This window comes from Acetobacterium carbinolicum (assembly GCF_047456275.1).
GTDB classification, from domain to species: domain Bacteria; phylum Bacillota; class Clostridia; order Eubacteriales; family Eubacteriaceae; genus Acetobacterium; species Acetobacterium carbinolicum.
Map to the genome: position 1 here is coordinate 3385055 of NZ_CP173357.1, position 24270 is coordinate 3409324.

Annotated in this window: 24 protein-coding genes; 16 read left to right on the forward strand and 8 right to left on the reverse strand. The window is 44.2% G+C overall.

Translation table 11 applies throughout. The features are described from left to right. Positions 1–24: 24 nt before the first annotated feature. The 5 genes from ACIZ62_RS15740 to ACIZ62_RS15760 form a co-directional block, all read right to left on the reverse strand. A complete protein-coding gene (locus ACIZ62_RS15740; protein ID WP_111889032.1) occupies positions 25–801 on the reverse strand; it encodes a formate/nitrite transporter family protein in 777 nt (258 codons plus the stop codon). Positions 802–934: 133 nt separating this feature from the next. Further along, the gene (locus tag ACIZ62_RS15745) at positions 935–2611 is read right to left on the reverse strand and encodes a formate--tetrahydrofolate ligase (protein ID WP_414150588.1); all 1677 of its coding nucleotides are present in this window, start codon (positions 2609–2611) and stop codon (positions 935–937) included. Positions 2612–3607: 996 nt separating this feature from the next. Then, on the reverse strand, positions 3608–4336 hold the full coding sequence (locus ACIZ62_RS15750; RefSeq protein ID WP_111889030.1) for an acyl-[acyl-carrier-protein] thioesterase: 729 nt from the start codon (positions 4334–4336) through the stop codon (positions 3608–3610). Positions 4337–4347: 11 nt separating this feature from the next. Continuing rightward, positions 4348–5295 carry a 3'-5' exoribonuclease YhaM family protein gene (locus tag ACIZ62_RS15755; RefSeq protein ID WP_111889029.1) on the reverse strand — a complete coding sequence of 316 codons (948 nt, stop codon included), beginning with the start codon at positions 5293–5295 and terminating at the stop codon, positions 4348–4350. A 21-nt stretch (positions 5296–5316) separates the two neighbouring features. Next, positions 5317–6525 carry a pyridoxal phosphate-dependent aminotransferase gene (locus ACIZ62_RS15760; RefSeq protein WP_111889028.1) on the reverse strand — a complete coding sequence of 403 codons (1209 nt, stop codon included), beginning with the start codon at positions 6523–6525 and terminating at the stop codon, positions 5317–5319. A gap of 152 nt (positions 6526–6677) precedes the next feature. Between ACIZ62_RS15760 and ACIZ62_RS15765 the strand changes: the two genes are divergently transcribed. From ACIZ62_RS15765 to ACIZ62_RS15840, 16 genes are all read left to right on the forward strand, one after another. Next, a complete protein-coding gene (locus tag ACIZ62_RS15765) occupies positions 6678–7322 on the forward strand; it encodes a pentapeptide repeat-containing protein (RefSeq protein ID WP_111889027.1) in 645 nt (214 codons plus the stop codon). A gap of 25 nt (positions 7323–7347) precedes the next feature. Next, entirely contained in the window at positions 7348–8232 is an 885-nt protein-coding gene (locus ACIZ62_RS15770; RefSeq protein WP_111889026.1) for an SPL family radical SAM protein, read from the forward strand. Between the two features lie 226 nt (positions 8233–8458). Further along, entirely contained in the window at positions 8459–8683 is a 225-nt protein-coding gene (locus tag ACIZ62_RS15775) for a helix-turn-helix transcriptional regulator (RefSeq protein WP_111889025.1), read from the forward strand. Next, entirely contained in the window at positions 8658–9140 is a 483-nt protein-coding gene (locus tag ACIZ62_RS15780) for a DUF6773 family protein (RefSeq protein ID WP_111889024.1), read from the forward strand. The genes ACIZ62_RS15775 and ACIZ62_RS15780 overlap by 26 nt, the downstream gene beginning before the upstream one ends. A 244-nt stretch (positions 9141–9384) precedes the next feature. Next, positions 9385–10023: a Fe-only nitrogenase accessory AnfO family protein gene (locus ACIZ62_RS15785; protein WP_414150589.1), complete on the forward strand. Its 639-nt coding sequence runs from the start codon at positions 9385–9387 to the stop codon at positions 10021–10023. Between the two features lie 12 nt (positions 10024–10035). Further along, positions 10036–10986 carry a hypothetical protein gene (locus tag ACIZ62_RS15790; protein ID WP_414150590.1) on the forward strand — a complete coding sequence of 317 codons (951 nt, stop codon included), beginning with the start codon at positions 10036–10038 and terminating at the stop codon, positions 10984–10986. A gap of 570 nt (positions 10987–11556) precedes the next feature. Beyond that, positions 11557–12378 carry a nitrogenase iron protein gene (gene nifH / locus ACIZ62_RS15795; RefSeq protein WP_414150591.1) on the forward strand — a complete coding sequence of 274 codons (822 nt, stop codon included), beginning with the start codon at positions 11557–11559 and terminating at the stop codon, positions 12376–12378. 28 nt (positions 12379–12406) lie between these two features. Continuing rightward, positions 12407–12733, forward strand: a complete 327-nt coding sequence (locus ACIZ62_RS15800) for a P-II family nitrogen regulator (RefSeq protein ID WP_111889020.1) — start codon at positions 12407–12409, stop codon at positions 12731–12733. Between the two features lie 14 nt (positions 12734–12747). Further along, positions 12748–13131 (forward strand): P-II family nitrogen regulator, encoded by a 384-nt coding sequence (locus ACIZ62_RS15805; RefSeq protein WP_111889019.1) that lies wholly within the window; start codon positions 12748–12750, stop codon positions 13129–13131. A 15-nt stretch (positions 13132–13146) separates the two neighbouring features. Further along, positions 13147–14733 (forward strand): nitrogenase component I subunit alpha, encoded by a 1587-nt coding sequence (locus tag ACIZ62_RS15810; protein ID WP_414150592.1) that lies wholly within the window; start codon positions 13147–13149, stop codon positions 14731–14733. Continuing rightward, the gene (gene nifK, locus ACIZ62_RS15815; protein WP_111889017.1) at positions 14733–16097 is read left to right on the forward strand and encodes a nitrogenase molybdenum-iron protein subunit beta; all 1365 of its coding nucleotides are present in this window, start codon (positions 14733–14735) and stop codon (positions 16095–16097) included. The genes ACIZ62_RS15810 and nifK overlap by 1 nt, the downstream gene beginning before the upstream one ends. A 48-nt stretch (positions 16098–16145) precedes the next feature. Then, positions 16146–17495: a nitrogenase iron-molybdenum cofactor biosynthesis protein NifE gene (gene nifE / locus ACIZ62_RS15820; protein WP_111889016.1), complete on the forward strand. Its 1350-nt coding sequence runs from the start codon at positions 16146–16148 to the stop codon at positions 17493–17495. Then, entirely contained in the window at positions 17488–20223 is a 2736-nt protein-coding gene (gene nifB / locus ACIZ62_RS15825) for a nitrogenase cofactor biosynthesis protein NifB (RefSeq protein WP_414150593.1), read from the forward strand. Before nifE ends, nifB begins: the two co-directional genes overlap by 8 nt. 1 nt (position 20224) lies before the next feature. After that, entirely contained in the window at positions 20225–20533 is a 309-nt protein-coding gene (locus ACIZ62_RS15830; protein ID WP_414150594.1) for a 2Fe-2S ferredoxin, read from the forward strand. A gap of 222 nt (positions 20534–20755) precedes the next feature. Next, positions 20756–21739 carry a hypothetical protein gene (locus tag ACIZ62_RS15835; RefSeq protein WP_111889013.1) on the forward strand — a complete coding sequence of 328 codons (984 nt, stop codon included), beginning with the start codon at positions 20756–20758 and terminating at the stop codon, positions 21737–21739. After that, on the forward strand, positions 21711–22526 hold the full coding sequence (locus ACIZ62_RS15840; RefSeq protein WP_111889012.1) for a homocitrate synthase: 816 nt from the start codon (positions 21711–21713) through the stop codon (positions 22524–22526). Before ACIZ62_RS15835 ends, ACIZ62_RS15840 begins: the two co-directional genes overlap by 29 nt. A 52-nt stretch (positions 22527–22578) precedes the next feature. Here the strand turns inward: ACIZ62_RS15840 and ACIZ62_RS15845 are convergent, their stop codons facing one another. The 3 genes from ACIZ62_RS15845 to ACIZ62_RS15855 are packed head-to-tail and all read right to left on the reverse strand — an operon-like array spanning position 22579 to position 24268. After that, the gene (locus tag ACIZ62_RS15845) at positions 22579–22854 is read right to left on the reverse strand and encodes an HPr family phosphocarrier protein (RefSeq protein ID WP_111889011.1); all 276 of its coding nucleotides are present in this window, start codon (positions 22852–22854) and stop codon (positions 22579–22581) included. A 48-nt stretch (positions 22855–22902) separates the two neighbouring features. Then, a complete protein-coding gene (locus tag ACIZ62_RS15850) occupies positions 22903–23259 on the reverse strand; it encodes a PTS glucitol/sorbitol transporter subunit IIA (RefSeq protein ID WP_111889010.1) in 357 nt (118 codons plus the stop codon). Between the two features lie 34 nt (positions 23260–23293). Further along, positions 23294–24268, reverse strand: a complete 975-nt coding sequence (locus tag ACIZ62_RS15855) for a PTS glucitol/sorbitol transporter subunit IIB (protein WP_111889009.1) — start codon at positions 24266–24268, stop codon at positions 23294–23296. Positions 24269–24270: the final 2 nt, after the last annotated feature.

The window sequence follows — 24270 nt, forward strand, 5'->3', positions numbered from 1 at the left end:
TTTCATTGCAGATATCTTTATTGGCTATTGTGCTTTTTTAGCATAAGTAAAATGATAACTAACAGGAATGATAATTGCGCCACCGATAATGTTACCAAAAGTGACCGGAATAATATTATTCAGAAAAGCTTGTGCCCAGGTTACATCCGCACCACAAAAAATTCCCATTGGAATAAAAAACATGTTGGCAACACTATGTTCGAATCCAGATAGTACAAAAAGCATAATAGGAAACCAGATGGCAAAAATCTTACCAATGATATCTTTAGCGCCGGATTGCATCCAGACTGCCAGACATACCAGCATGTTACAAAAAATTGCTCGGATAATTACCGGCATAAAGGGAATCGCTACCTTTGCTTCAGCAATACCAATAGCTTTAGCGCTCATGGCTTCACCATAGAGACCACTTTGTGATAATAAAAAAGCCAGCAAAACCGATCCAACCAGGTTGGCCGCCCAAACGACACCCCAATTACGTAACATCGCGCCCAGAGTAATTTCTTTTTTGAAAACCGATAAGGTCATCAGGTTGTTTCCGGTAAATAACTCAGCCCCACAGATGACCACCAGCATCAGCCCAACCGGGAATACGCCGGCTCCGATGAGTTTGGCAATGGTAGCTTCAAAACCGGTGCCCGCTCCGGCAAGAATTATAGTAAAGCCATAAGCCCCAAATCCAATAAAAACGCCAGCAAAAATACCAAGAACAATCATTTTTCCGATTGGCAATTTGGCTTTATTATTACAACCTTTAACCATGTTATCACAGATTTCGACAGGACTAAAAAAGTTATTCATGTTTTTCTCCTCTTTCAAGTTTTTATTCTTAAATTTTTACTACGATTGATTAATCGTTCACACTTGACTGTTTTAAGTAATCAATTAAGAGGAATCCCGAAGGATCCCTCAATTTTTCTGATTCCAGTTATCTCTAGAATAAACCTGCAATTACGCCGTTTTCATCAACATCAATTTTTTCTGCGGCAGGTACTTTTGGTAACCCGGGCATTTTCATGATTTCGCCAGTCAGGGCAATAATGAATCCCGCTCCGGCGGAAATATTAACCTGTCGAACTGTTATTCTGAATCCAGTTGGACGGCCCAGTTTGGTGGCGTCATCGGTTAAGGAGTACTGGGTTTTCGCCATACAGATTGGCACCTTGTCAAAGCCGAGAGCCGTTAAGCGTTCCATTTCTTTGGTCGCGATTGGGGTAAAGTCTACACCATCGGCACCATAAATACGGGTCGCAATCGCTTCGATTTTTTCTTTGATTGGCATATCCAGTTCATAGCAGTATTCGAAGGTGCCTTCGCTTTCGTCAATGAGACGAACAACTTCCCGGGCCAGCTCTTCGCCGCCCTCGCCACCTTTTGCCCATACCTGGGAAATCGCCACGTTAACGCCAAGTTTCTGGCATTCGTCTTTTACTAAGGCTAACTCGGCTGGGGTATCCAGTGGGAATTCGTTGATCGCAACCACGGCTGGCAATTTAAAGACCTGGGTGATGTTTTCAACATGTTTTAATAAATTTGGCAGACCGGCTTTTAAAGCCTCCAGGTTTTCGTTATTTAAATCGGCTTTGGGTACTCCACCATTGTATTTAAGAGCTCGAACTGTGGCTACAATAATAACCGCATCTGGTTTTAAGTTGGCCATCCGGCATTTGATATCGAGGAATTTTTCAGCCCCAAGGTCAGCGCCGAAGCCACCTTCGGTAACCACATAATCAGCAAAATGCATCGCCATACGAGTGGCAATCACGGAGTTACAACCGTGGGCGATATTGGCAAATGGTCCCCCATGAATAAAGGCCGGTGTGCCTTCTAATGTTTGTACCAGGTTTGGTTTTAAGGCATCTTTTAACAAGGCTGCCATCGCACCATTCGCTTTTAATTGACTTGCCGTAATGGGATCTCCAGCAAAGCTGTAGCCAACAATAATGCGGCCGAGTCGTTCTTTTAAATCAGAAATATCACTTGCTAAACAAAAGGCCGCCATAACTTCAGAGGCAACGGTAATATCAAATCCATCTTCACGGACAACACCGTCTCCCGATCCACCTAAACCATCAACGATGTTTCGCAGCTGACGGTCATTCATGTCAACACAACGTCGCCAGGTAATTTTTTTAGCATCAATTTTCAGTTCATTACCTTGTTTGATGTGATTATCAAGCATTGCGGCCAATAAGTTATTCGCTGCTCCGATCGCATGGAAGTCTCCGGTAAAATGAAGGTTGATATCTTCCATCGGGACAACTTGGGCATATCCACCGCCGGCAGCTCCGCCTTTAACACCGAATACGGGTCCTAATGATGGCTCTCTCAAAGCCACCAGGGTGTTCTTGCCAATTCGTGATAAACCATCGGCAACCCCGATTGTGGTGGTCGTTTTTCCTTCACCGGCTGGTGTTGGATTAATGGCGGTAGTTAAGATCAACCGTGCTTTTTTGCCCGTTGATTTCTTTAACAGGTTATAGTCAACCTTTGCTTTATACTTACCGTATAAATCCAGATCATCTTCCGTTAAACCCAATTTCTTTGCTATCTCACGGATGTCCTGTGGGGTAGCCTCTTGTGCAATCTCAATGTCTGATTTAAATCCCATTTTTTTCCTCCAATATTTTTTTAAAAATTTAAATATCTGATCTCAATAAAAAATCAGATAATTATTAAACAATTTTACAACTACTTAAAAAACGTTTACATGCTTTTTTACTGTCACTCATCTTCGCATCCACAACTTAACGTTCGCTTTATACTCAAATGATCGACTATTTGACGATAATGAATTCACTCACCTCCTAAACATCTTTACAATCATCAACTTGCCACATCTGTTTATTTTAATTGCCCCAAGTGACTTTGATACAAATCCCGGGCAGATAGTCAACTGTCTACATGTATATACAATTTTTTTTAGATTATCACTATTCTTCGACAATGTCAATATTTTTCTACTTTAAGTCAATTTATTTTCTTTTATTGTTCGTTATTTCTCAAACAATCCATCACAAAGTAAAATATCGCAAGAAAATAAGCGTGCATTCACTCTATTCCATCTTAATTCAGTCGAATAATTACACTAATTAATAATTGCTTTTTAGCTTTTTCTTACCATGCCACAATTCAAAGAATAAAAATATCATCGTCGTTTATCACACATTCAGCTAAATTGTGCCTTTCTTACTTGGATTTCACAGCTTTGATATTTTTTTAACAACTACATTCAGTTTAAACCATTTCTTTACAAAAATCAAATAATTCATATGATAAAATATTAACAATTATTTCGGTGTTTTTGATTGAATACTTGTTAATTTTGTATCATTTTTTACTCATTTATCATGATAATCATCATATCAGAAAGAAACATTCAATTGAACAATCATATTGTAGTAAATTGCAATTTAATTTATTTAAATTTAAATAAATCTTATTAAAAGAATTGTTATTTTTAATTTTATTTTTGTAAATTATACTATATATACTATTTTTGATGTCGATATGCTCCCATTCTTAATTCCGTATCTGTTTTATCTGCTTTTTGAGGGGTATTGTCATAAAAAAAACCTTCGCTGACTAGGCAGTCGAAGGTTTTCTTTTATTCAAGGATTAGATCTAACTGACACAATATTGTCTCGTCCTGATTGACAACATCAATGCGATAGTGATCATCTTCCACCTGCTCACTTAAAGCGCTCACCTGGTCACCATAAAAACACTGCGCTTTAAAAACCATCCGGGCTTCTTTTAATTGCTTTTTCTTAACAACCTCCAGTGGCAGCACTTCGATCGCCCATGCCAAATACTTGACATGATTCACATGCTGATTGAAGTCGATATCCAGAAAACGGACAGAAAAGTTTTTTTGAGCATCAACCCGATTTAATTTCCGGATCTTTTTAAAAACCGGCTCGCCTTTTTCGAAGCACTGATACCGCTCCATTTCCGGATAGGCATCGATACGCTCCATTTTTCCAGTTTTCCGGTTAACCAACAACCATTGCGTATTTGCAATTACCTTTACTTCTCCGCTAATATCTTCTATGGTAAAACGGCGTGTTGCACGAAATTTTTCCATACCCGTGGCCTGCGTTGTTACCTTTACCACGTCTTGATACAGGGGGAAACACTTAAACTGAACGCTGTATTTTACTAAAAACCAGGCGAGATCCTGTTTTTTTAAGTACTCCCCACCGATATCCAGCGCGTCGCCCTGGTTGGTGGACGCTTCCTGAAAATAGTTCATGGCAGTAGTTGGTAGCATTTTTCCAGTCGAGTCGGATTCATAACAAGCAATTTTCTGATTCTCAAAATAAACTAGGCTCATGGCAATCGCTCCTACTCAAAGCTTCTTCGATATAAGCTGATACCGTCAAGGCTCCAGTTGGGTTCGGTAAAGGTCCCCGGTTCTACCCGATTGAGGGCCTGTTCCATGGTGTACATCCGAGCGTCAATCATATCAATATGGTGAAGCAGCTCAGCTTCAGGGAACATCGGCCGTTTGGGACTACCAAATTCCGGCTGGTAATGATGGGACAAAATCATGTGCTTGAGCATCATTAACACCTCAGGGGCGGTGCCCAGTGACTGACCCACTAGTTCCAGTTCCACAATTTCCTGGGTGATGTGTCCCAGCAGTTTTCCCTCTGGTGTATAATCAGAAACTGATCCATTTTCATCAGAAACCATTTCATTAATTTTACCGATATCGTGGAGGATGATGCCAGCATAAAGCAGATCCCGGTTGATAAAGGGATAAATCCCCACCAGGCCTTTGCCGATTCGCAACATCGAATAGGTGTGGTAAAGCAGCCCACCTTTAATGGCATGATGGTGCTTTTTTGCTGCTGGAAAATAGCTCAAAATCTCAGTCTGGTCACTAAATATTTTTTTTGTGATGGCGGCGATGTCGGTATTGGCAAAATCATCGATGGTATCGCTTATATAGCCCAGCATTTCATTGATGTCGACTGGTACAGTTTCGATGAAATCATCGATCTCCACCTCATCACTTTCGTCGGCCAATCGCATTTTTTCAACGATCAGTTGGAGCCGGCTGTTGAATTCCTGGACCTTGCCTTTTATTTTAACCAGTTTGCCATTGGTGAAGATTTCCTCATCTTCCGGCTTGACATCCCATTTTTTGCCATCAATTTCGTCAAAATCGGCATCATTCAATACCATGTTAAAATAACGGCTGCCATTGGTGGCAGTTTTGGTCATCTGCGACTTTATAAATAAAAAGCCAAGGTAATCCTGACCTTTTTGTACGGACTTAATTTTCAATTTGTTCTCCTCGTGGTTTTATTATTTACATTGCTCAGGAAAAACTTTGGCATAAGCGGTTAAACCGCGCTTTAGAATTTCCATACTTTTTTTCATCTCATCGCCGTTTAATACATAGGCGATGCGCACCTCATCGGCGCCATCCTGGGGATTTAAATAAAAATCATTGGCCGGCGATAAGAGTACCGTTTCGCCCTGATACTCAAAGTCGTTGATCAGCCACTCGATAAAATGGCAGGCCTCTTTGATTGGCAACTTGGCCATAAAGTAAAAGGCGCCCCGGGGTTCTTTGCAGATGACACCGGGAATTTGCTGCAGGGCCGCATAAACGATCTTCCGACGGCAAGTATATTCCTTTAACACCGCATCAAAAAAATGCCCATCCAATTTAAGCAGGGACACCGCCCCAATTTGATCTACTGTGGAAACCGACAGCCGCATCTGAACCAGCTTTTTGAGCTGATTCATCAGGGTTTTATTTTTTGACACAATAAAACCGATCCGGGCTCCGCAGGCACTATAGCGTTTGGAAATACTATCGATCAGGATAAAATGCTGAGCCAGCTCCGGGTACTGGGCTGGACTTAAATAGTCCTGACAATCGTAGACAAACTCCCGATACACCTCATCCGAAATCAGATAGAGGTTGTGTTTGATGGCCAGTTTCACCATCACCTCAATTTCTTCCTTAGAAAATACCTTGCCGGTGGGATTCCCGGGATTAGTCATTAGCAGAGCTTTGGTCCGCGGAGTAATGGCCGCTTCAATCACCGCCGCATCCGGCAGGGCGAAGCCGTCTTCGGCATAGGTTTTAAAACCGACCAGGGTCACATCGGTAGCCGCGGCCATTTCCTTATAAATACTATAAAGCGGTTCGGCGGTGAGAATTTCATCCCCGGCATTACAAATCCCGATAAAGGTAAACAGCAGCGCTTCACTGCCACCGTTCGTAACAAAGAGATCGCTGGTGTCGTAACTAAGACCCAACCGCCGGTAATAATCGCAGGCCGCTTCCCGCAGTTCGATGATCCCCTCCGGGGCTTGATAGGATAAAACTTTCTGATCAATGCAATTGACACTTTCCAGAAAACCGGCTGGCGTTTTGATATCTGGCTGGCCGATGTTTAAAAAATAAACCTTCTTCCCCTTTTTCTGCGCCTCGCTCACCAGAGGATAGTATTTTAAAAGGGCGGGTTCTCCCATTTTTTGGATACGCTGAGATGTTTCCATTATAACTCCTGCTTGTTCGTATTATTACATGACTCTGTAAAAAATTATAAACTTTATCAGAAAAAATTGCAAATTTCTGAGGACTATTATATTGTACAGTCCTTAAAAATCATGTTAAACTAATTAGAATACAACATCATTACGGAGGCTTTATGAAACGTTCAAAACCAAACATTCTCCCCGATCTGGAATTCACCAGAGATTTACCATCACTGGTGGCCTGGGCCCGGGAAGAAGAAATAGATATGGAAGATAAGTATTTTAAAGACTTGACCCTAACAAGCATTGATTTTTCCTACCTGTCCTTTCGGGGCTCTGTTTTTGAAAACTGTGAGTTAACCGATTGTCACTTTGAGAAAGCGGATTGTCGGGATCTCCGTTTTCAATCCTGTAATCTATCCAACAGTGACTTTACTGATGGTTATTTTAATCGCTGTGAATTCAATTTTTGCAAAATGATAGGGGTTGATTTTCATCAGGCCCAATTGGAGAACCTCGGCTTTTCCAGCAGCAATTTCCAGTACGCCAATTTTAGCAAAGCCAAACTCAAAGCTCTGGAAATTTCACAGTGCGATTTCAGTTATGCCTCTGTTTCCGAGTGCAAACTCACCCAGTTAAAACTCGATGGTATCAACTTTGAAGCCACCAGTTTTTTCAAAACGCCGCTAAAAGGACTGGACTTCACCACCTGCCAAATCGATGGCCTACGTGTCTCTATTGAAGCATTAAACGGTGCCGTTGTCTCCGCCTATCAGGCCGCAGAACTGGCCAAGTTGTTGGGCTTAATTGTGCGCTGATAACTCAATAAAAGAAAGAGGACTTATGGAAACCATCCCTGCTAAAAACATGCTGACCCGGACCAAAAATAATTATTGGTTTGGCACCGACTATAATATGAATATCTATCGGGGCTGTTCCCATGGCTGCATTTATTGTGACAGTCGTAGCGACTGCTATGGGATTGAAGCTTTTGACCAGGTCCGGGCCAAAGAAAATGCCCTGGCCATTCTGGAAGACAACCTGCGACGCAAGACCTTAAAGGGCGTGGTGGGTACCGGTGCCATGAGTGATCCCTATAATCCCATGGAGCAGAAACACCAGCTCACCCGCCAGGCGCTAGAGCTCTTCAAAACCAACGGTTACGGGGTAGCCATCGCCACCAAGAGCCCCCTTGTTACCCGGGATAAAGATCTGCTTTTATCGATTCAGAAACGGTCACCTGTCATTGTCAAAATTACCATTACCAGTGCCGACGATTCACTGGCAAAAATCATCGAACCCCGGGTAGCCCCCAGTTCTGCCCGCTTTACCGCGATCAATGAGCTGGCAGACAGCGGCATCTTTACAGGCGTTCTGCTGATGCCAATTCTCCCCTTTATCAATGATACCCCGGCGAACATCAAAGCCATTGTGACCAATGCCGCCGAACATGGCGCCCAATTTATTTATCCCGCCTTTGGGGTCACCCTCCGGGATTCCCAACGCCTTTATTTTTACGACCAGCTCGATGCTCATTTCCCTGGCATTAAAAAAAAGTATCTCCGCAATTTCGGTAATTCCTATAGCTGCGCCAGCCCCCAGGCCAGAAGCCTCTGGGCCACCTTCACCCGGGAATGTCAACGCCATGGGGTTCTTTACAAAATGGAAGACATCGTCTCCCGGTACAAACTGGAACACGGCAGCCAGCAATTGTCATTTTTGTTTTAAAACGTGCTTTTATTAATGGCTGTAAACAACGATAATGGTAACCCCAGACCAGCACAACGCTGAAGGATCAAACCAATTAAGCCTTACCCGGTACGGCAGGCTCCCCCCAAGGGTCTTTTCCAACCAGCAGACAATCACTGTCTGCCTATTATATCGTTCTTTATGCAATATATACTTGACATTGTATCTTATATACTGTACTATATGTCATATAGGGAGTGATCAAATGAAAAACATAAAATTAAAGGTGGCTCGGGCCGAGAACGATATTTCCCAGGAAGAGCTGGCCAAACGGGTCGGCGTCACCCGGCAGACAATCGGCATGATTGAAGCCGGTAAATTCAATCCATCTTTGCAATTGTGCATCGCCATCTGTAAAGCTTTGGGAAAAACATTAAATGATTTATTCTGGGAGGAAAATGACAATGAAAAAAATGAAAAAAGTAGTTGATGAGCGCCAGGAACTGGAGCTGTATAAAATAGAACATCTCTGTTTCTGGATTGTTTTCTGGCTGTTGCTCGGCAGCATTATTGTTCAGTCGATGTTTCTAAATGCTCCCTTTAGTCAATGGGGTTTTGAATGGGCCATCTTTATGATCAGTTGTGGCGGGGTTATCGTTGGCTGTTATAAAAAGGGACAATGGGATTTTTACAGCAAACCCACCACCAAAAACTATCTGATTTACAGCCTCATTGGCGCTGGTGCTTTTGCCATCATTTACGCCATTACGCTGTATATGAACCACGCTTATTTAAAAGGCCATCTGCTGGCACTTGGCTCACTGACTCTCCTTATCTTTGCCCTGCTCTTTGCCCTGATTTTCGTTGCCCTGTTTGTCAGTGGCACCCTGATAAAAAAACGTCAGAAAAAACTGGAAGACCAATTCAGTGATCATGACCCGCAATAGCTTTATCTTTTCAGGCAAAGCATGCCCCTGATTTTTCAGGGGTTTTTTGTTGTTATATTTGACAGCTTTTGACACCACTAGCCAGCCCGCGTTTTTAAACTGCAAAATTTCTGCAATCGTTTTTTTACCGATTTAGTGCTAATTAAGTCGCACTTTTTTGTTTCTGTGCTATACTACAACTAATTTTAAGCAATTCTGTTTTAATTTAGCAATCCGTATTGATTCAATTCTAAGAGGTGAACAAATGAAAGAAAAACTAAATCTAATGGCTGTTTTTTGTGATGACAATGGCCGGATTGCCCGGTTCGATGAGATGACTAATTTTGTTTTCTACACCAAAGAAAAAAGCGGTTGGCATAAATCCGAAATGATTCCCTTATGCCCTGATCTTTCCGGCGGGCTGGCCGCCATCCGGGAAAACATTAAACAGATGCTTGGTGTCTTCAACGACTGCCGGATCATCATCACCAAATCCATCATCGGTATTCCCTACCAGGTTTTTGACCGTTCCGGCTTTATTATCTGCGAAACCGAAGACTTTGATCTGGAATTACTTGATGCCATTGCGGCCGACCTGGCCAGTCAAGACGCACAAGCGAAAGAAGTTGCCCGTCTACTAACTAGAACACCAACCGAAACTGATGTCCCTGGTTATTACCGCTTTGATTTAACCCAGGTGCAAAAAAAGTACCCGGAGATGAGTTCAAAGATGGCCCTGCAGCCCTTTTTAAAAGAAGCTCCCTTTGACGCTCTGGAAGTGGTCTGTAACCATATCCCGCCATGGTTTGAACACCAATTACCAAAAATGCACTTGCAATACCACATCGAAAATAAAAATGATTCCACTAAGCATGTTATTATCACCCATGTCGTGTGTGAATAAAAGGAGATCGTTATGTCAACCTGCCAAACGCAAAAATATGGCCCCCTCACCGGGATCACCTTTTTTGAAACCTATACCGATGGTTCGCCAAAAGGCTGTGCCTTCGACGAGCCCAACACCATCAATACCCCTGTGGGCATTCTGGTTCCCAACTACGGCCCCTCAAACCTGAGAAATCGGGAAGGGTTAGCGCTGGAGTTTTTCAAAAACGGCCAGATCAAAAGCATCGATCTGGAAAGCGCCACCGCAGTCATCACCTCGCTTGGGAGCCTGTCCGCCGAACGGATCAGTTTTTATGAAAACGGTCGAATCCACCGTTTATTTCCGCTAAATGGCCGAATCAACGGCTACTGGACCGAGAATGATGAATATACCCTGGCTAAACCGATAGACTTTGATCTGGCTGTGGGTTCCTTTTCAGCCAAGATTGTAAGCCTCTGCTTTTATGAAAGCGGTGCCCTGAAAAGTTTGACCATGTGGCCTCAGGAAACCATTGAACTCAATAGCCCCGACGGCCTGGTGAAGGTGCGTTACGGTTTTTCCTTATATGAAAACGGCAAGCTGAAAAGCTTTGAACCCGCCCTGCCCGAACCCATTGTCACCCCGATCGGGATTGTGATCGCCTATGACAGCACTGCCCACGGCATTAATTGTGACGAAAATTCAGTCAACTATTCGCCTACCGGGGTGATCCGATCCCTGATCACCGGCAATAACGGCCTGATGATCACTGAACCGGAAGGCAAAAAATTTATTCAGCCCCTGATGAAACCAGGCACTCTGGACCCAGACGTAATGGTTCCCGAACCAATGACGATCATCTTCACCGATGGTAAAATGGAGATTCTCCAGGATGAAATCGTAACGGTCGATTTACAAACCGCCACGATCCGGGCTATTCTGGTTCATGATCCAATGAAAAAATCCTGCGGCGACTGTTCTTCCTGTTCAAGCTGCGGCTGATCTCCCGGATTTCCCGTTTGTTTAAGAATTACTTAAGTTTTATTTAAGCAAGAAAACGGCATTCCAGGCTAAGAACATTCTAAACCCCTGAAAATGATTTCACCCCACCTATCAGATGAAAAATACATCAGTTAACTAAAGTACAATCCCGATTTCCGGCTAAAAAAACCTGTCGCCGATCTCTTTTATTCGTAAACCCATTTCACTTTGAAAAGGGTTTACAACCAAACCTGCTTGACTTATCCTCCTATTCCATGGATAATAAGCCCATAGAAAACAATGCAATACGGATTTGACAAAGACAATGTGGTCTCAGCTCTTTACAATTAGGTAAGCGCTGAGACCTTTTTTGTTCCCATCATTCCCTACTCCATTTAGACAATGAGGTCTTAATTTGCTGCTCAATCAATGCAGCCGATTAAGATCTTTTCGTTTATGCAAAACAAAATAAGTTTTTTTAGACAAGGAAGTCTTACCTTTTACGCTTTTGCGAAAGGCAAAGGCTTCTTTACTTTTTGCAGAAAAACTTGCATTGGATCTTAAAATTTTTCACACTCAGGAGGAAAGATAATGAGACAAATCGCTATTTATGGTAAAGGTGGTATTGGTAAATCGACCACAACGCAAAATCTCACGGCAGGACTAGGACTCATGGACAAAAATATCATGGTCGTCGGATGTGATCCAAAGGCCGATTCAACCCGATTGTTGCTTGGTGGTCTGGCACAAAAAACGGTACTCGATACTCTTCGCGAAGAAGGTGAAGAAATTGAACTCGATGCCATCCTGAAACCAGGATTCCGAGGCATTCAATGTGTTGAATCAGGCGGACCGGAACCAGGGGTCGGCTGTGCTGGTCGGGGAATTATTACTTCCATCGGAATGTTAGAACAATTAGGTGCTTATACCGATGATCTGGATTATGTATTCTATGATGTTTTAGGTGATGTTGTTTGTGGTGGTTTTGCAATGCCAATGCGTGAAGGGAAGGCTCAAGAAATTTACATTGTTGCTTCCGGAGAAATGATGGCCTTGTATGCAGCTAACAATATTGCCAAAGGTGTTCAGAAATATGCTACAACTGGTGGTATTCGTTTAGGCGGAATTATCTGTAACAGTCGTAATGTTGATGGTGAAAAAGAATTGGTACAAGCCTTTGCCGAAGAACTAGGCAGCCAAATGATTTACTTTGTCCCACGTGACAATATGGTACAGCGTGCTGAAATCAACAAAAAAACCGTTTTAGAATTTGATGATACAGCTAATCAGGCTCAAGAATATCGTAATTTAGCGATGGCTATTGATACGAATAAAATGTTTGTCGTTCCAAAGCCCATGCATCAGGATCGACTCGAAGAAATCCTGATGGAACATGGAATTATGGATATTTAGTCTATATTGTGAAAGGAAGTAAAAAAATATGTTAATGATCAGAGCAATTATCAGACCCGAAAAAGTAGGGGTTGTATTATCCGAAATGTTATCCGCTGATTACTCAGCGGTTACGAAATTAGATGTTTATGGACGTGGAAAACAAAAAGGGATCAAGGTTGGAGACGTTCACTATGATGAAATTCCAAAAGTGATGCTCCTGTGTATCGTCAACGATGAAGACAAAGATGATGTTGTTAAAATAATCATGAAAAATGCAAAAACTGGCAAGGATGGTACTTTTGGAGATGGTCGTATTTTTATTTCTCCGGTAGAAGAAGCGTATACAATCAGTACTGGAAAACCGGGCCTTTAAAAGGAGGAATTGATATGAAAGAAGTTATGGCAATTATTCGACAGAATAAAGTAAATCAGACCAAAGAAGCCCTTGTAAAAGATGGCTATCCCGCTTTTACCTGTTTAAAGGTTCTCGGACGCGGAAAAAAAACGATTGATCTATCCATCGTTCAGGATATCGTTGACGCAGGAGAAATGCCCATCTCACCGATTGGTGAATCCTTAACTGAATCATCCCGCTTAATTCCAAAACGATTTTTTACATTAATCGTTGAGGATGAAGATGTCGCGAAGGTCGTTTCTATTATTATTGACAACAATCAGACCGGAAATCCCGGTGATGGTAAAATTTTCGTCATCCCAATTGAAGAGTCCATTCGGGTACGAAGTGGCGAAAAAAATGCGGATGCATTTTAGAAAGAGGTGATTAAAATGGATTCAAGAGATAAAGTGCTCGATCAATATAGCTCTAAACTCTATAAAAACAGAAAAGAACATGTTATTCAAATTGAAGACGGTGAATCGAATGTCATTGCCGCTGATACTCGAGCCATCCCGGGAATCATGACCAACCGTGGTTGCTGTTATGCAGGATGTAAAGGGGTTGTTATTGGCCCACTAAAAGATGTTGTCCAAATCGTTCATGGCCCGATCGGATGTAGTTACTACGCCTGGGGAACCCGACGAAATAAAGCCAAAGGCGATGAAAACACGAAGAACTTTTTAGAATATTGTTTTTCGACGGATATGCAAGAAACCGACATTGTCTTTGGTGGTGAAAAGAAATTAAAAAAAGCAATTAAAGAAGCGGTTGAAATCTTTGATCCCGCCTGTATTATGATTGCTTCAACGTGTCCAGTCGGACTGATCGGTGATGATATCCACGCCGTCGCAGCTGAAGCTGAAGAAATGTACAATATTAAAGTAGTTGCCTTCAGTTGTGAGGGTTACAAAGGCGTTAGTCAATCCGGGGGACATCATATTGCCAATAACGGTTTAATGAAAAATGTTATTGGTACCGGTGACGCAAAACCGGTAAAATACTCCATTAATCTTTTAGGGGAATACAACATCGGTGGTGATGGTTGGGAAATTTGCCGGGTTCTTAAACGGATCGGTTATAACATTGTCTCGGTCATGACTGGTGATGGGAGCTACGCAGAAATGAAAAATGCGCATACGGCCGACCTGAATCTTGTTCAATGCCATCGTTCCATTAATTATATTGCTGAAATGCTAAAGACGAAATATGGAACCGAATGGCTTAAGGTCAATTTTATTGGCATCGAAGGGATTAAGCAGTCACTCAGAGATGTTGCCGCATTTTTCAACGATCCTGCTTTAACAGCCAAAACAGAAGCAGTCATTGCTGATGAAGAAGAAGAAATTGCAATTGGAATGGTTTACTACAAATCGATGCTGAAAGACAAAACTGCCGCCATTTATGTTGGTGGTTCAAGAACTCACCATTATATTAACTTATTAAAAAGCCTCGGTGTCGAAGTTATTTTAGCCGGTTATGAATTTGCCCATCGTGATGATTACGAAGGTCGTCAAGTGCTACCACTTAAAATGGATGCCGATTCTAAAAACATTGAAAGCATCACGGTTGTAAAAGATCCTGCTAAATACCGGACTTTCCACACCGAAGAACGCATAAAAGAATTAAAAGAGGCCGGTTTACCGATTGAATCCTATGATGGTTTATGGGCCGATATCGCCGATAAGGCCATGATTACCGATGACTATAACCAGTTTGAAACCGAAGCATTTTTAAAATTATTAAAACCAGACATCTTCTTTTCTGGGATTAAGGATAAATATATTGTTCAACGGTCAGGCGTGCCATCGCGACAATTACACTCCTATGACTACAGCGGTCCGTATGCTGGATTTAAAGGTGCATTAAATTTTGCCAGAGATGTAACCTTAGCTGTTAATACACCAGCTTTTAGTTTAGTTCAAGCTCCCTGGAAAAGCGAGCCGACATTAATTGGCAATTTAGGAGGTATGGAATAATGTTAGATGTTACACCAAAAGAAATATCCGAACGATCTGCTTTGCGCATTAACCCACTAAAAACATGTCAACCGGTCGGCGCCATGTATGCTGCGCTGGGCGTCCATAATTGCATGCCGCACAGCCATGGCTCACAAGGGTGTTGTTCATACCATCGAATGTTTTTAACGCGACATTTTAAAGATCCGGCCATTGCTGCATCCAGTTCATTTACCGAAGGTGCTTCCGTATTTGGCGGCGGTTCAAATTTAAAAACAGCCATAAAAAATATCTTTGACCTTTATGAACCCGATATTATTGCCGTTCATACGACCTGTTTAAGTGAAACCATCGGCGATGACCTTGTTACTTACATCACTGATGCGAAGATTCCCGAAGGAAAAATCGTTGTTCATGCCAACACCCCAAGTTATGTCGGGTCACACATCACTGGATTTTCCAGCATGATCACGGGATTAATCCATTACTTATCAGTAAACACCGGTGAAAAAAATGGCAAATTGGCTCTTTTCCCCGGCTTTGTCAATCCTGGCGACATGCGCGAAATGAAAAAACTGATGACCCTGATGGGGGTTAAGTATACCATGCTGCCAGACACCAGTGGTGTTATGGACTCACCAATGACCGGTGAATACACCATGTATCCTAAAGGCGGAACCACCATTGATGATATCAAAGATCTTGGAAATTGCGAGCTCTCCTTGGCATTAGGTGAAATCACTTCGACACCACCTGCTGAATCTTTAAAAACCAAATGTAAGGTTCCCTTTGCTACGCTTCCGTTGCCAATTGGTATTGAGTTAACGGATCAATATATCATGGCGTTAAATCGTTTTTCTAAAAACGAGGTTCCTTACATCATCGAAGAAGAACGTGGTCAATTAGTCGATATCTTATTAGATTCACATAAGTATTCTCAAAATAAAACCGTTGCCATTTACGGCGATCCCGATACCGTCTTAGCTTTGGCACAATTCACTTTAGAAATGGGTATGATTCCAAAATATCTGGTCACCGGGACACCCGGTAAAACATTTGAAGCAAAAGCCAATGAACTTTTTGAAAAGTTTGGTGTGGAAGGCTGTACCGCTAAAGGGAATGCTGATTTGTTTGAACTCCACCAATGGATTAAAAACGACAGTGTCGATCTGATGATCGGCGGCACCCATGGCAAATATGTCGCCAAAGCCGAAGATATTCCTTTAGTACGCGCCGGCTTCCCCATCGTTGACCGCTATGTTCACTCTTACCTGCCTTTGGTCGGATATAAGGGTGCTATGCGTTTAGCCGAAATGATCTTAAATGCCCTCATGGATCGTCAGGATCGTGACTGTGCAGATGAAGATATGGAAATGATTATGTAATTATTGGGGGGAGGTTTTCCTCCCCTTTATTTGAAAGGAGGCTGTAAAATGAAAAATGATGCGGCAATTTTACCAGAAAGAGCCCAGTCAATCCGTTTTTCGGAATGCAGCGGAGACGGAATCAAGTGTGAGTCAGCAAGTGTCTCAGGGGCCGTCAGTCAACGAGCCTGTGTTTTCTGTGGGGCCCGGGTTGTTTTGAACCCCATCACCGATGCCTTCCATATTATCCATGGCCCGATTGGATGTGCCAGCTATACCTGGGATATTCGCGGCAGTCTATCCAGTGACGAAGAAGGCTATCGAAACAGTTATTCAACGGATCTACGCGAACGCGATGTTATCTTTGGTGGACAAAAGAAATTAGCTGCTGCTGTTGATGAAGTCATGGCTATCCACTCACCCAAAGTTATTTTTATTTACGCCACCTGTATTGTTGGTGTTATCGGTGATGACATTGACGCTGTCTGTCGCGAAGCCGAAGAAAAATACCAAATTCGTGTGATTCCAGTTAAATCACCAGGGTTCTCGGGAACCAAAAAAACCGGCTATAAGATGGCCTGCAACGCTATTATGAGCCTGGTTACCCCCAAATTCTTACCTAAAAAAACGCACGGTGTCAACATTCTCGGCGATTTTAACCTGGCCGGGGAAATGTGGATTATTAAAAATTATTTACGACAAATCGGCGTCGAAGTGGTTGCTAATATTACTGGCGATGCCAAAGTCGAAGATCTCAAAAAAGCCCCCGCGGCCCAACTCAATCTGGTTCAATGTGCCGGTTCGATGACCTACCTGGCTAAACAGATGGAAGAGGTTTTCTCAATCCCTTTTATCAAAGTTAGTTTTTTTGGTGTGACCGACACCTCCGATTCACTGATGCGGATTGCCTATGCCGTCGGTGATAAAGAAGTCATTACGCGAGCCAAAGCCTTTATTGAAGAAGAAAAAAATAGAGTCATCCCTCTTTTAAATAAATATCGTAATAATCTTGAAGGAAAAAAAGCCGCTATCTATGTCGGCGGCGGCTTTAAAGCAATCTCCCTGATCCGCCAGTTTCACGAATTTGGCATGAATACCGTGATGGTCGGCACCCAAACCGGGAGCAAGGATGATTATGAAGTCATCCAACATCTGGTCGACGAAGACGCCGTCATTTTAGACGACGCCAACCCGGCTGAACTGGAAGCCTTTATGAAAGAAATGGGAGCCGATATATTAGTAGGCGGCGTCAAGGAACGGCCGCTGGCCTATAAACTGGGCATCGCCTTTTGTGATCATAACCATGAACGCAAGCATCCCCTGGCAGGCTACGAAGGCACCCTGAACTTCGCCTCAGAAATCAATCTGTCAATGAACAGTCCTGTCTGGGAAGTCATAGGAGGTATGAAAAATGTCTAAAAATTTAGTCAACCTAAATGTCAATCCCTGTAAAATGTGCATGCCGATGGGAACCGCCAATGCCTTCTACGGTATTCAAAAATGTATGAATATCCTCCATGGTTCCCAGGGATGCAGCACCTATATCCGCCGCCACATGGCCACTCATTACAATGAACCGGTTGATATTGCTTCTTCTTCCCTCACTGAAGAAGGCACTGTCTACGGCGGTGAGAAAAATCTGATTATCGGGCTGGAAAATCTGATTAAATTGTATGAACCTGAGGTCATCGGCGTTTCGACCACCTGTCTGGCCGAAACCATTGGTGAAGATATTGAATATATCATCAAGAATTTTTACGCCGCTCATCCTGACGAAACGGTAAAAATTATTCCCGTTAAATCGGCTGGGTACGGCGGTACCCAATTTGAAGGATTTACCCGGGCGCTGCGAGCGATTGTCTCCCATGTTGAGATGGACGCCACCAAACACAATAAGGTCAATATCGTCACCACGATGATTTCCCCGGCGGATACCCGTTATTTAATCGATCTACTGGACCAGTTTGAACTGGAATACATTCTTTTGCCAGATCTTTCCGAAAATCTCGACGGCGTCCATCAGAGCAGTTATTATCGGTTGCCGATGCATGGTACCCCCATTTCGGAAATCCAGAAAATGGCTGGCGCCCGGGCCACCATCGAAATCTCTGACACCATCAAACCCGATGAATCTCCCGGGGTTTACCTGTATGAAAACTATGGGGTTCCTTACAAACGCCTGAACCTACCGATGGGACTCCGTGATACCGATGCCTTAATCGATCTCTTAGCTGAATTGTCAAAAAAAGCCATTCCTGAAAAAATTGCTAAGGAACGCGGTCGTTACCTTGATGGCATGGTCGACTCCCATAAATACAACGCCCTGGGTCGCATTGCTATCTTCGGTGAACCGGATTTTGTCGTTTCGGCAGTCCGACTCTGTTGTGAAAATGGGGTGATGCCGGTGATCGCGGCTACTGGTTCCAATTGTCCCCAGCTTAAAGGAAAAATCGAAGCCGAGCTTTCCAAATTGGCGGATGTTCTTTTTGTTGACAATTACGTGATCTTAAATGATGTCGACTTTGAAACCATTGAAGAAGAAGCCCTGCGACTCGGTGCTAACCTGATGCTGGGAAATTCCGACGGCCGCCGGATTGAAGAAAAACACGGGATTCCACTCATCCGCTGTGCTTTTCCAATCCATGACCGCGTCGGCGGCCAGCGGGTTCGGACCTTGGGCTATGAAGGTTCCCAGGTGCTCCTGGACCTGATCACCAACACCATTCTTAAAGCGGTGGAAGGCGGTTTCCGGGAAACCCTATATAACACCTACTATAATGAAGGACCAAAATCCAAATACGGATTAGAGCCGGAAACGGAAGCTAACATGAAAGTGCTGGAAAAAATAAAGACAAATAACCCGTTAACACCCCAAGCCCAAACCATTGAAGAAAAAACCGCCAATCATCCCTGCTATAGCTGCGGTGCCTCCCAGAAAAACGCCCGGATGCACCTCCCCATTGCTCCTAAATGCAACATTCAGTGTAACTACTGCGTTCGTAAATTTGATTGCCCCAATGAAAGCCGTCCCGGCGTGACTACTGAAATTCTTTCCCCGGAAGCGGCCTTTGAAAAATATAAACTGGTTAAAGAAAAGGTGGAAAACCTCACCGTCGTCGGAATTGCCGGCCCCGGAGATGCCCTGGCAAACTTTGAAGAAACGAGAAAGGTCCTGACCCTAATCCATGACTATGACCCCTCTGTTACCTTCTGCGTCTCCACCAATGGTTTAATGCTGCCCTACTATGCCAAAGAACTGGCAAAACTGGGTGTTTCCCACGTTACCGTCACCGTCAATGCGGTTGACCCGGCCATCGGTGCCAAGATCTACAAACATGTCGATTTTATGGGGAACCGCTACCGTAGCGAAGCCGGTGCCTCTATTTTACTGGCTAACCAGCTTTCAGGGATCAAGCTCCTGATCGATGAAGGGGTAATCGTCAAAATCAATACTGTCACCCTGATGGGAATCAATGATACACACATCGAAGAAGTGGTCAAAACGGTAAAAGAGTTGGGCTGCTTTATCTCCAATGTGATGCCCCTGATTCCGGTTAAAGGTTCCGCCTTTGAAGATCTGCAAATTGCCACCAACCACGAAATTAATGCGCTTCGCGATAAATGCGGGGTTCATTTAAAACAGATGTATCACTGCAAACAATGCCGGGCCGATGCCATCGGCAAACTGGATAGTGATATCTCCCTGAATTTCCGGGAAACTGAAGCTAAAAAAGATGAAATGATTCTGGCAGCACCAACGGGATTGCGCTTTGCGATCACCTCTAAAGGCGGGATGCTGGTGGATCAGCATTTCGGCCAGGCTTCAGAGCTTTATATCTATGACTACCTTGACGATGAGGTCCGGTTTAAAGAAAAACGGGTAATCGGCAAGTATTGCACGGGCGCCGAAGAATGCGACGAAAAAGAAGATAAGATCGGCACCATTCTAAAAGCTCTAAATGACTGCGACGGTGCCATCACTATGCGCATTGGTGATCTGCCCACCAAACGGCTGGAAAGCAAGGGCATCAAGGTCATCTCAACCTACGACCGCATTGAAGATGCTGTTAAAACGGCAGCCCAGGAAATCTTAAAGTCCGAACTGTCAAAATCTCAGAAATTATTAAACGTATCAGGAGGAATTTAAAATGGTTAGTCCCAAACATCATCTTTTTATCTGCACCAGCTGCCGGATCAACGGCACCCAAAAAGGGTACTGTTTTCAACAGGATTCAGTGAAAATCCTGCAGACCTTTCTTGAAGAAATCGACGAACGGGATTTATCGGGCGACGTGATGCTAAACAACACCGGCTGTTTCGGGATCTGTGACAAGGGCCCGATCGTGGTCGTTTATCCCGAAGGCGTCTGGTATGGCAAGGTCACCGTGGACGATGTGGAACGGATTATGGACGAGCACATCGAAGGCGGCAAGGTGGTCGAAGACCTGGTTATTTAACCCTCTTGGGTAGTGCCAAACTACCGTACCGACCAATTGTTAATCTGTTGTTTGCTGCGGAATCGGACAGGTTTATCAACCGGTTCGCTCCGATGCAAACAACATGATGTAACAATTGTCGGTACTTGGCTAATCTTCTGTTTTTATACTTCACCGATTGATGCTGCCCTTACATTGGCAGCATCAATCTTTAATTAAAACAAACGAAAGCGGGGTACACAAATGGTTACTATTATTGATCGGACCTTGACAACCTTTAATACGGCCGGAATGACCACCCGGGATCTTAACCATTTCTGTGACCTGCTTTTTACCTGTGGGGTCACAAAAATCGAATTAACCCCGGATCTGCTTTCCCGGCTGGGTTTTCCGGCTAATGCTTGCGGTTTGAAGCAATGGTTGGGGAACCGAAATTTTTTTCTGACCCAGATTCATCCCGAGTCCCTCGCTTCAGGCAGCCCCGGGATGAACGAACCGAAACCCCTCTGGAAGCTGGAGCCCAATGATCTGGTGCAAAAAAACATTTCTGTTGGCCAATTAGATCCCTATCAACATCAAAAGATCCGCATCACCGGGCTGGAAGACCTGATGACCCGAGACTATCCGTCAATTTTTAAAGCCCTGCTAGGCAGCGGTGCCCAAACCCTGGACCTCTGCCCAAGCAACCAGCAGCACTGCGCCACGGCCATCGCCCTGGAATGGGTGTTGGCCGGCGGAACGAGCATCAGTTGCGGTTTTACCAACCACCATAATTTTCCACCGCTGGAAGAAGTGCTGATGGGACTGAAGCTCCATTTGCCCCACACGTTTAGCGGTGACTTATCGGTTTTAAGTGAACTGCGCCACCTTTATGAAGCACTTGCCGGCCAGCCGGTGGCAAAAATGAAGGCCATCATCGGAGCCGATATTTTTAAGGTGGAATCCGGGATTCATGTCGATGGGGTGTTAAAAAATCCCCGTACCTACGAACCCTTTAATCCCCAAACCGTCGGCAACCAACGTGAAATTGTGTTAGGCAAACACTCTGGTCGGAAAAGCCTGTTGTATAAATTAAACGATTCAGATTTATCCGAATCGATGGCCCATTCCATTTTAAAACAAATCAAAGGACGCTGCACCCAGCTCGGCCGAAACCTGTCCGAACTGGAACTGCGAACCCTTGCCAGCGAGGTCCAGAATGACATCAAAACAGAAATATATTGTTGATACCACCTTAAGAGACGGTGAACAAAGCCCGGGAATGGCCTTTTCCGTCCGGGAAAAAGTCACCATCGCCAAATCTCTCGATGCCCTGGGGGTTACCCGGATCGAAGCCGGTACCCCCGCCATGGGTAAAGAAGAATGCCGGGCCTTTGAAAAAATCAAGCTGGCCTGTAAAAAGGCTCAGATTATTGGCTGGAATCGGATGAGTCTCTCTGATATTGACCAATCCATCGGCTGTGGTGCCGATATTATTCACGTTTGTGTCCCCGCTTCGGATCTGCTGATTCGCGAAAAACTGCGTCAAAGCCGCTCCCAGGTGTTAGAAACTCTAAGTACCTGTGCCGCGGCCATCCACACCGCCAAAAGAGAACTGACCATCGGCCTGGAGGACGCCTCCCGAGCCGATTGGGATTTTGTTGTTAAACTGGTTGAAACGGCCCGGGATCTGGGCGCCACTACCCTGCGTTTTTCGGACACCGTGGGGATCATGTCACCCAGCCTCTGCAAGGCCACCATCAGCCGAATCCCCCCCAACATCGACATTGAGGTACACATGCACAACGATCTCGGCATGGCTGTCGCCAATTCCATCCAGGGGCTTCGCTGCGGGGCTAAATATGCCGATTCCACCCTCTTTGGGATCGGCGAGCGGGCCGGCAACTGCAACCTTGAGCATCTCCTGATCGCTACCCAGGGGCAACTGGACTTCGGCATCAGTTTGGAGGAACTCCAATGGTGTCAGACCGATTTAAAATCGATCATCTATAAAAGCAAACTGCTTTATGCCTGATTTTAAACGTTAAAAAAACACCTGACGGTGTTTTTTTAACGTCTTAGAATCATTACACTTCTCCAAACCCACTGCCAACCAGGGCGACCAGAGTTTCCACCGCCAGCATTTCATCCTCACCCTCGGCACTTATTTCAATCGTATCCCCTTGGCCCAAACCAATTGACATAATCCCCAGTAGCGATTTTGCATCACCTGTTGCTGGATCCTCATCCATTTTTTTGATCTGGATATTTGCTCTGAACGCTCCAGCCTTCTGGACAAACTCTGCCGCCGGTCGTGCATGTAAGCCGGTGGGATTAATAATGGTAACCTGTTTTGCATGCATATGACTACCTGTTAATGAATCCTTCATTCCTTTCTTTTTTATTCTTTATCAGGTTGAATAAATATGAAAACCGCATCCAATCGCTAGCGTTGGTACTCCATCACCTGATAATTCAATCTGTCCCGGAATTTGAACCTCACTCTTTCCGTTAAAGCAAAATGTGCAATGCCCCATAGTATCCAAGGTGTTATTCGCTTCATGACCCACAGCTGTCACTAAGTACTCCTGATCGCCAAACACCACAATATCATCCACCTTAACTGGATGACGCAAGGATTCGATGGTATGCATGACGGACATCTCTCTTAATGCTGCCGGGGCGTTTTCATTAAATACTACCAGCATCCCCCCGCCGATCAATTCATAAGCCATTGGCCCAATTTCAGTTATGATTGTTTTATACATTCTTTGTTCCCCTTTTTATTTTATATAAACATATTTATAAAAGTCCATACATGCCCATCGCAAAAAAGTAGGCAATCACAACCGCGATGGGGCCGGTAATCAAACGGGATAATAGCACCGATGGCACACCAATATCCACGGTATCGCTTTCGGCGTCTCCCATCGATAATCCCACCGGGATAAAATCACAGCCCACCTGTGCATCTACAGCAAAAAACGCCGGCAGTGCCAGATAAACTGGAAAGGCTCCTAAAGCGATACCCAGTCCAACCAGGACACTTAAAACCTGCCCGATTAATGCACCTGAACCAACCAGAGGTGAAATCATCGGTAACGCACAAATGACAACCAGAATCAACAAGCCGGGCAGTGTTCCCAAATAGGGATAAACATAAACGGCCATTAAATTCCCCAGACCGGTATACATAATGATCCCCAGCAGTAAAGCATAAAAAGCCATAAACGGAAGAATATCCTTAATTGTAATGTCAACGGCTTCCTTCCCGCCCTGGACACATTTTGTGGCAAAGCCGGCCAAGGCTTTACCACCTCTGGCTACCCAGTTATCATCTGAGCGATGCTCCGTAACCGCTTCAACGACCTCTTCAACCACCGCTTCTGTTTCAGGAGCCACCTCAGAACCATCTGCCAAGCTAATCCCTTTATCAACAACCCCTGACACATAGATCTCTTCTTTAATATACTCTGCCAGTGGACCCGACTGTCCGACTGGCGTTATGTTGACGGTCATAATGCCTTTTTTGGGATAAACCCCACATCGTAAAGTGCCTCCACAATTGATGACAACACAGGCAATTTCATCATCAGGCACACCATTACTGAAGCCATCAATGGCTTTTGCACCAGTAATCTGGGCAATTCGTTTACTCAACGGATCAATTCCACCGCCAGTAATGGAGACAATCTTATCCTTCTTTTCCGTCGGCTGTATAACCAGTGGACCACCCCAGCCGCCATGACCCTTTTCAATTTTAACTGCTTTAAACATGC

Excerpts from the sequence above, each read along its gene's own strand:
- ACIZ62_RS15740 (WP_111889032.1), bottom strand. The coding sequence starts at position 801 with ATGAATAACTTTTTTAGTCCTGTCGAAATCTGTGATAACATGGTTAAA.
- ACIZ62_RS15745 (WP_414150588.1), bottom strand. The coding sequence starts at position 2,611 with ATGGGATTTAAATCAGACATTGAGATTGCACAAGAGGCTACCCCACAG.
- ACIZ62_RS15750 (WP_111889030.1), bottom strand. The coding sequence starts at position 4,336 with ATGAGCCTAGTTTATTTTGAGAATCAGAAAATTGCTTGTTATGAATCC.
- ACIZ62_RS15760 (WP_111889028.1), bottom strand. The coding sequence starts at position 6,525 with ATGGAAACATCTCAGCGTATCCAAAAAATGGGAGAACCCGCCCTTTTA.
- ACIZ62_RS15765 (WP_111889027.1), top strand. The coding sequence starts at position 6,678 with ATGAAACGTTCAAAACCAAACATTCTCCCCGATCTGGAATTCACCAGA.
- ACIZ62_RS15770 (WP_111889026.1), top strand. The coding sequence starts at position 7,348 with ATGGAAACCATCCCTGCTAAAAACATGCTGACCCGGACCAAAAATAAT.
- ACIZ62_RS15775 (WP_111889025.1), top strand. The coding sequence starts at position 8,459 with ATGAAAAACATAAAATTAAAGGTGGCTCGGGCCGAGAACGATATTTCC.
- ACIZ62_RS15780 (WP_111889024.1), top strand. The coding sequence starts at position 8,658 with ATGAAAAAAATGAAAAAAGTAGTTGATGAGCGCCAGGAACTGGAGCTG.
- ACIZ62_RS15785 (WP_414150589.1), top strand. The coding sequence starts at position 9,385 with ATGAAAGAAAAACTAAATCTAATGGCTGTTTTTTGTGATGACAATGGC.
- ACIZ62_RS15790 (WP_414150590.1), top strand. The coding sequence starts at position 10,036 with ATGTCAACCTGCCAAACGCAAAAATATGGCCCCCTCACCGGGATCACC.
- nifH (WP_414150591.1), top strand. The coding sequence starts at position 11,557 with ATGAGACAAATCGCTATTTATGGTAAAGGTGGTATTGGTAAATCGACC.
- ACIZ62_RS15800 (WP_111889020.1), top strand. The coding sequence starts at position 12,407 with ATGTTAATGATCAGAGCAATTATCAGACCCGAAAAAGTAGGGGTTGTA.
- ACIZ62_RS15805 (WP_111889019.1), top strand. The coding sequence starts at position 12,748 with ATGAAAGAAGTTATGGCAATTATTCGACAGAATAAAGTAAATCAGACC.
- ACIZ62_RS15810 (WP_414150592.1), top strand. The coding sequence starts at position 13,147 with ATGGATTCAAGAGATAAAGTGCTCGATCAATATAGCTCTAAACTCTAT.
- nifK (WP_111889017.1), top strand. The coding sequence starts at position 14,733 with ATGTTAGATGTTACACCAAAAGAAATATCCGAACGATCTGCTTTGCGC.
- nifE (WP_111889016.1), top strand. The coding sequence starts at position 16,146 with ATGAAAAATGATGCGGCAATTTTACCAGAAAGAGCCCAGTCAATCCGT.
- nifB (WP_414150593.1), top strand. The coding sequence starts at position 17,488 with ATGTCTAAAAATTTAGTCAACCTAAATGTCAATCCCTGTAAAATGTGC.
- ACIZ62_RS15830 (WP_414150594.1), top strand. The coding sequence starts at position 20,225 with ATGGTTAGTCCCAAACATCATCTTTTTATCTGCACCAGCTGCCGGATC.
- ACIZ62_RS15835 (WP_111889013.1), top strand. The coding sequence starts at position 20,756 with ATGGTTACTATTATTGATCGGACCTTGACAACCTTTAATACGGCCGGA.
- ACIZ62_RS15840 (WP_111889012.1), top strand. The coding sequence starts at position 21,711 with ATGACATCAAAACAGAAATATATTGTTGATACCACCTTAAGAGACGGT.
- ACIZ62_RS15845 (WP_111889011.1), bottom strand. The coding sequence starts at position 22,854 with ATGCATGCAAAACAGGTTACCATTATTAATCCCACCGGCTTACATGCA.
- ACIZ62_RS15850 (WP_111889010.1), bottom strand. The coding sequence starts at position 23,259 with ATGTATAAAACAATCATAACTGAAATTGGGCCAATGGCTTATGAATTG.
- ACIZ62_RS15855 (WP_111889009.1), bottom strand. The coding sequence starts at position 24,268 with ATGTTTAAAGCAGTTAAAATTGAAAAGGGTCATGGCGGCTGGGGTGGT.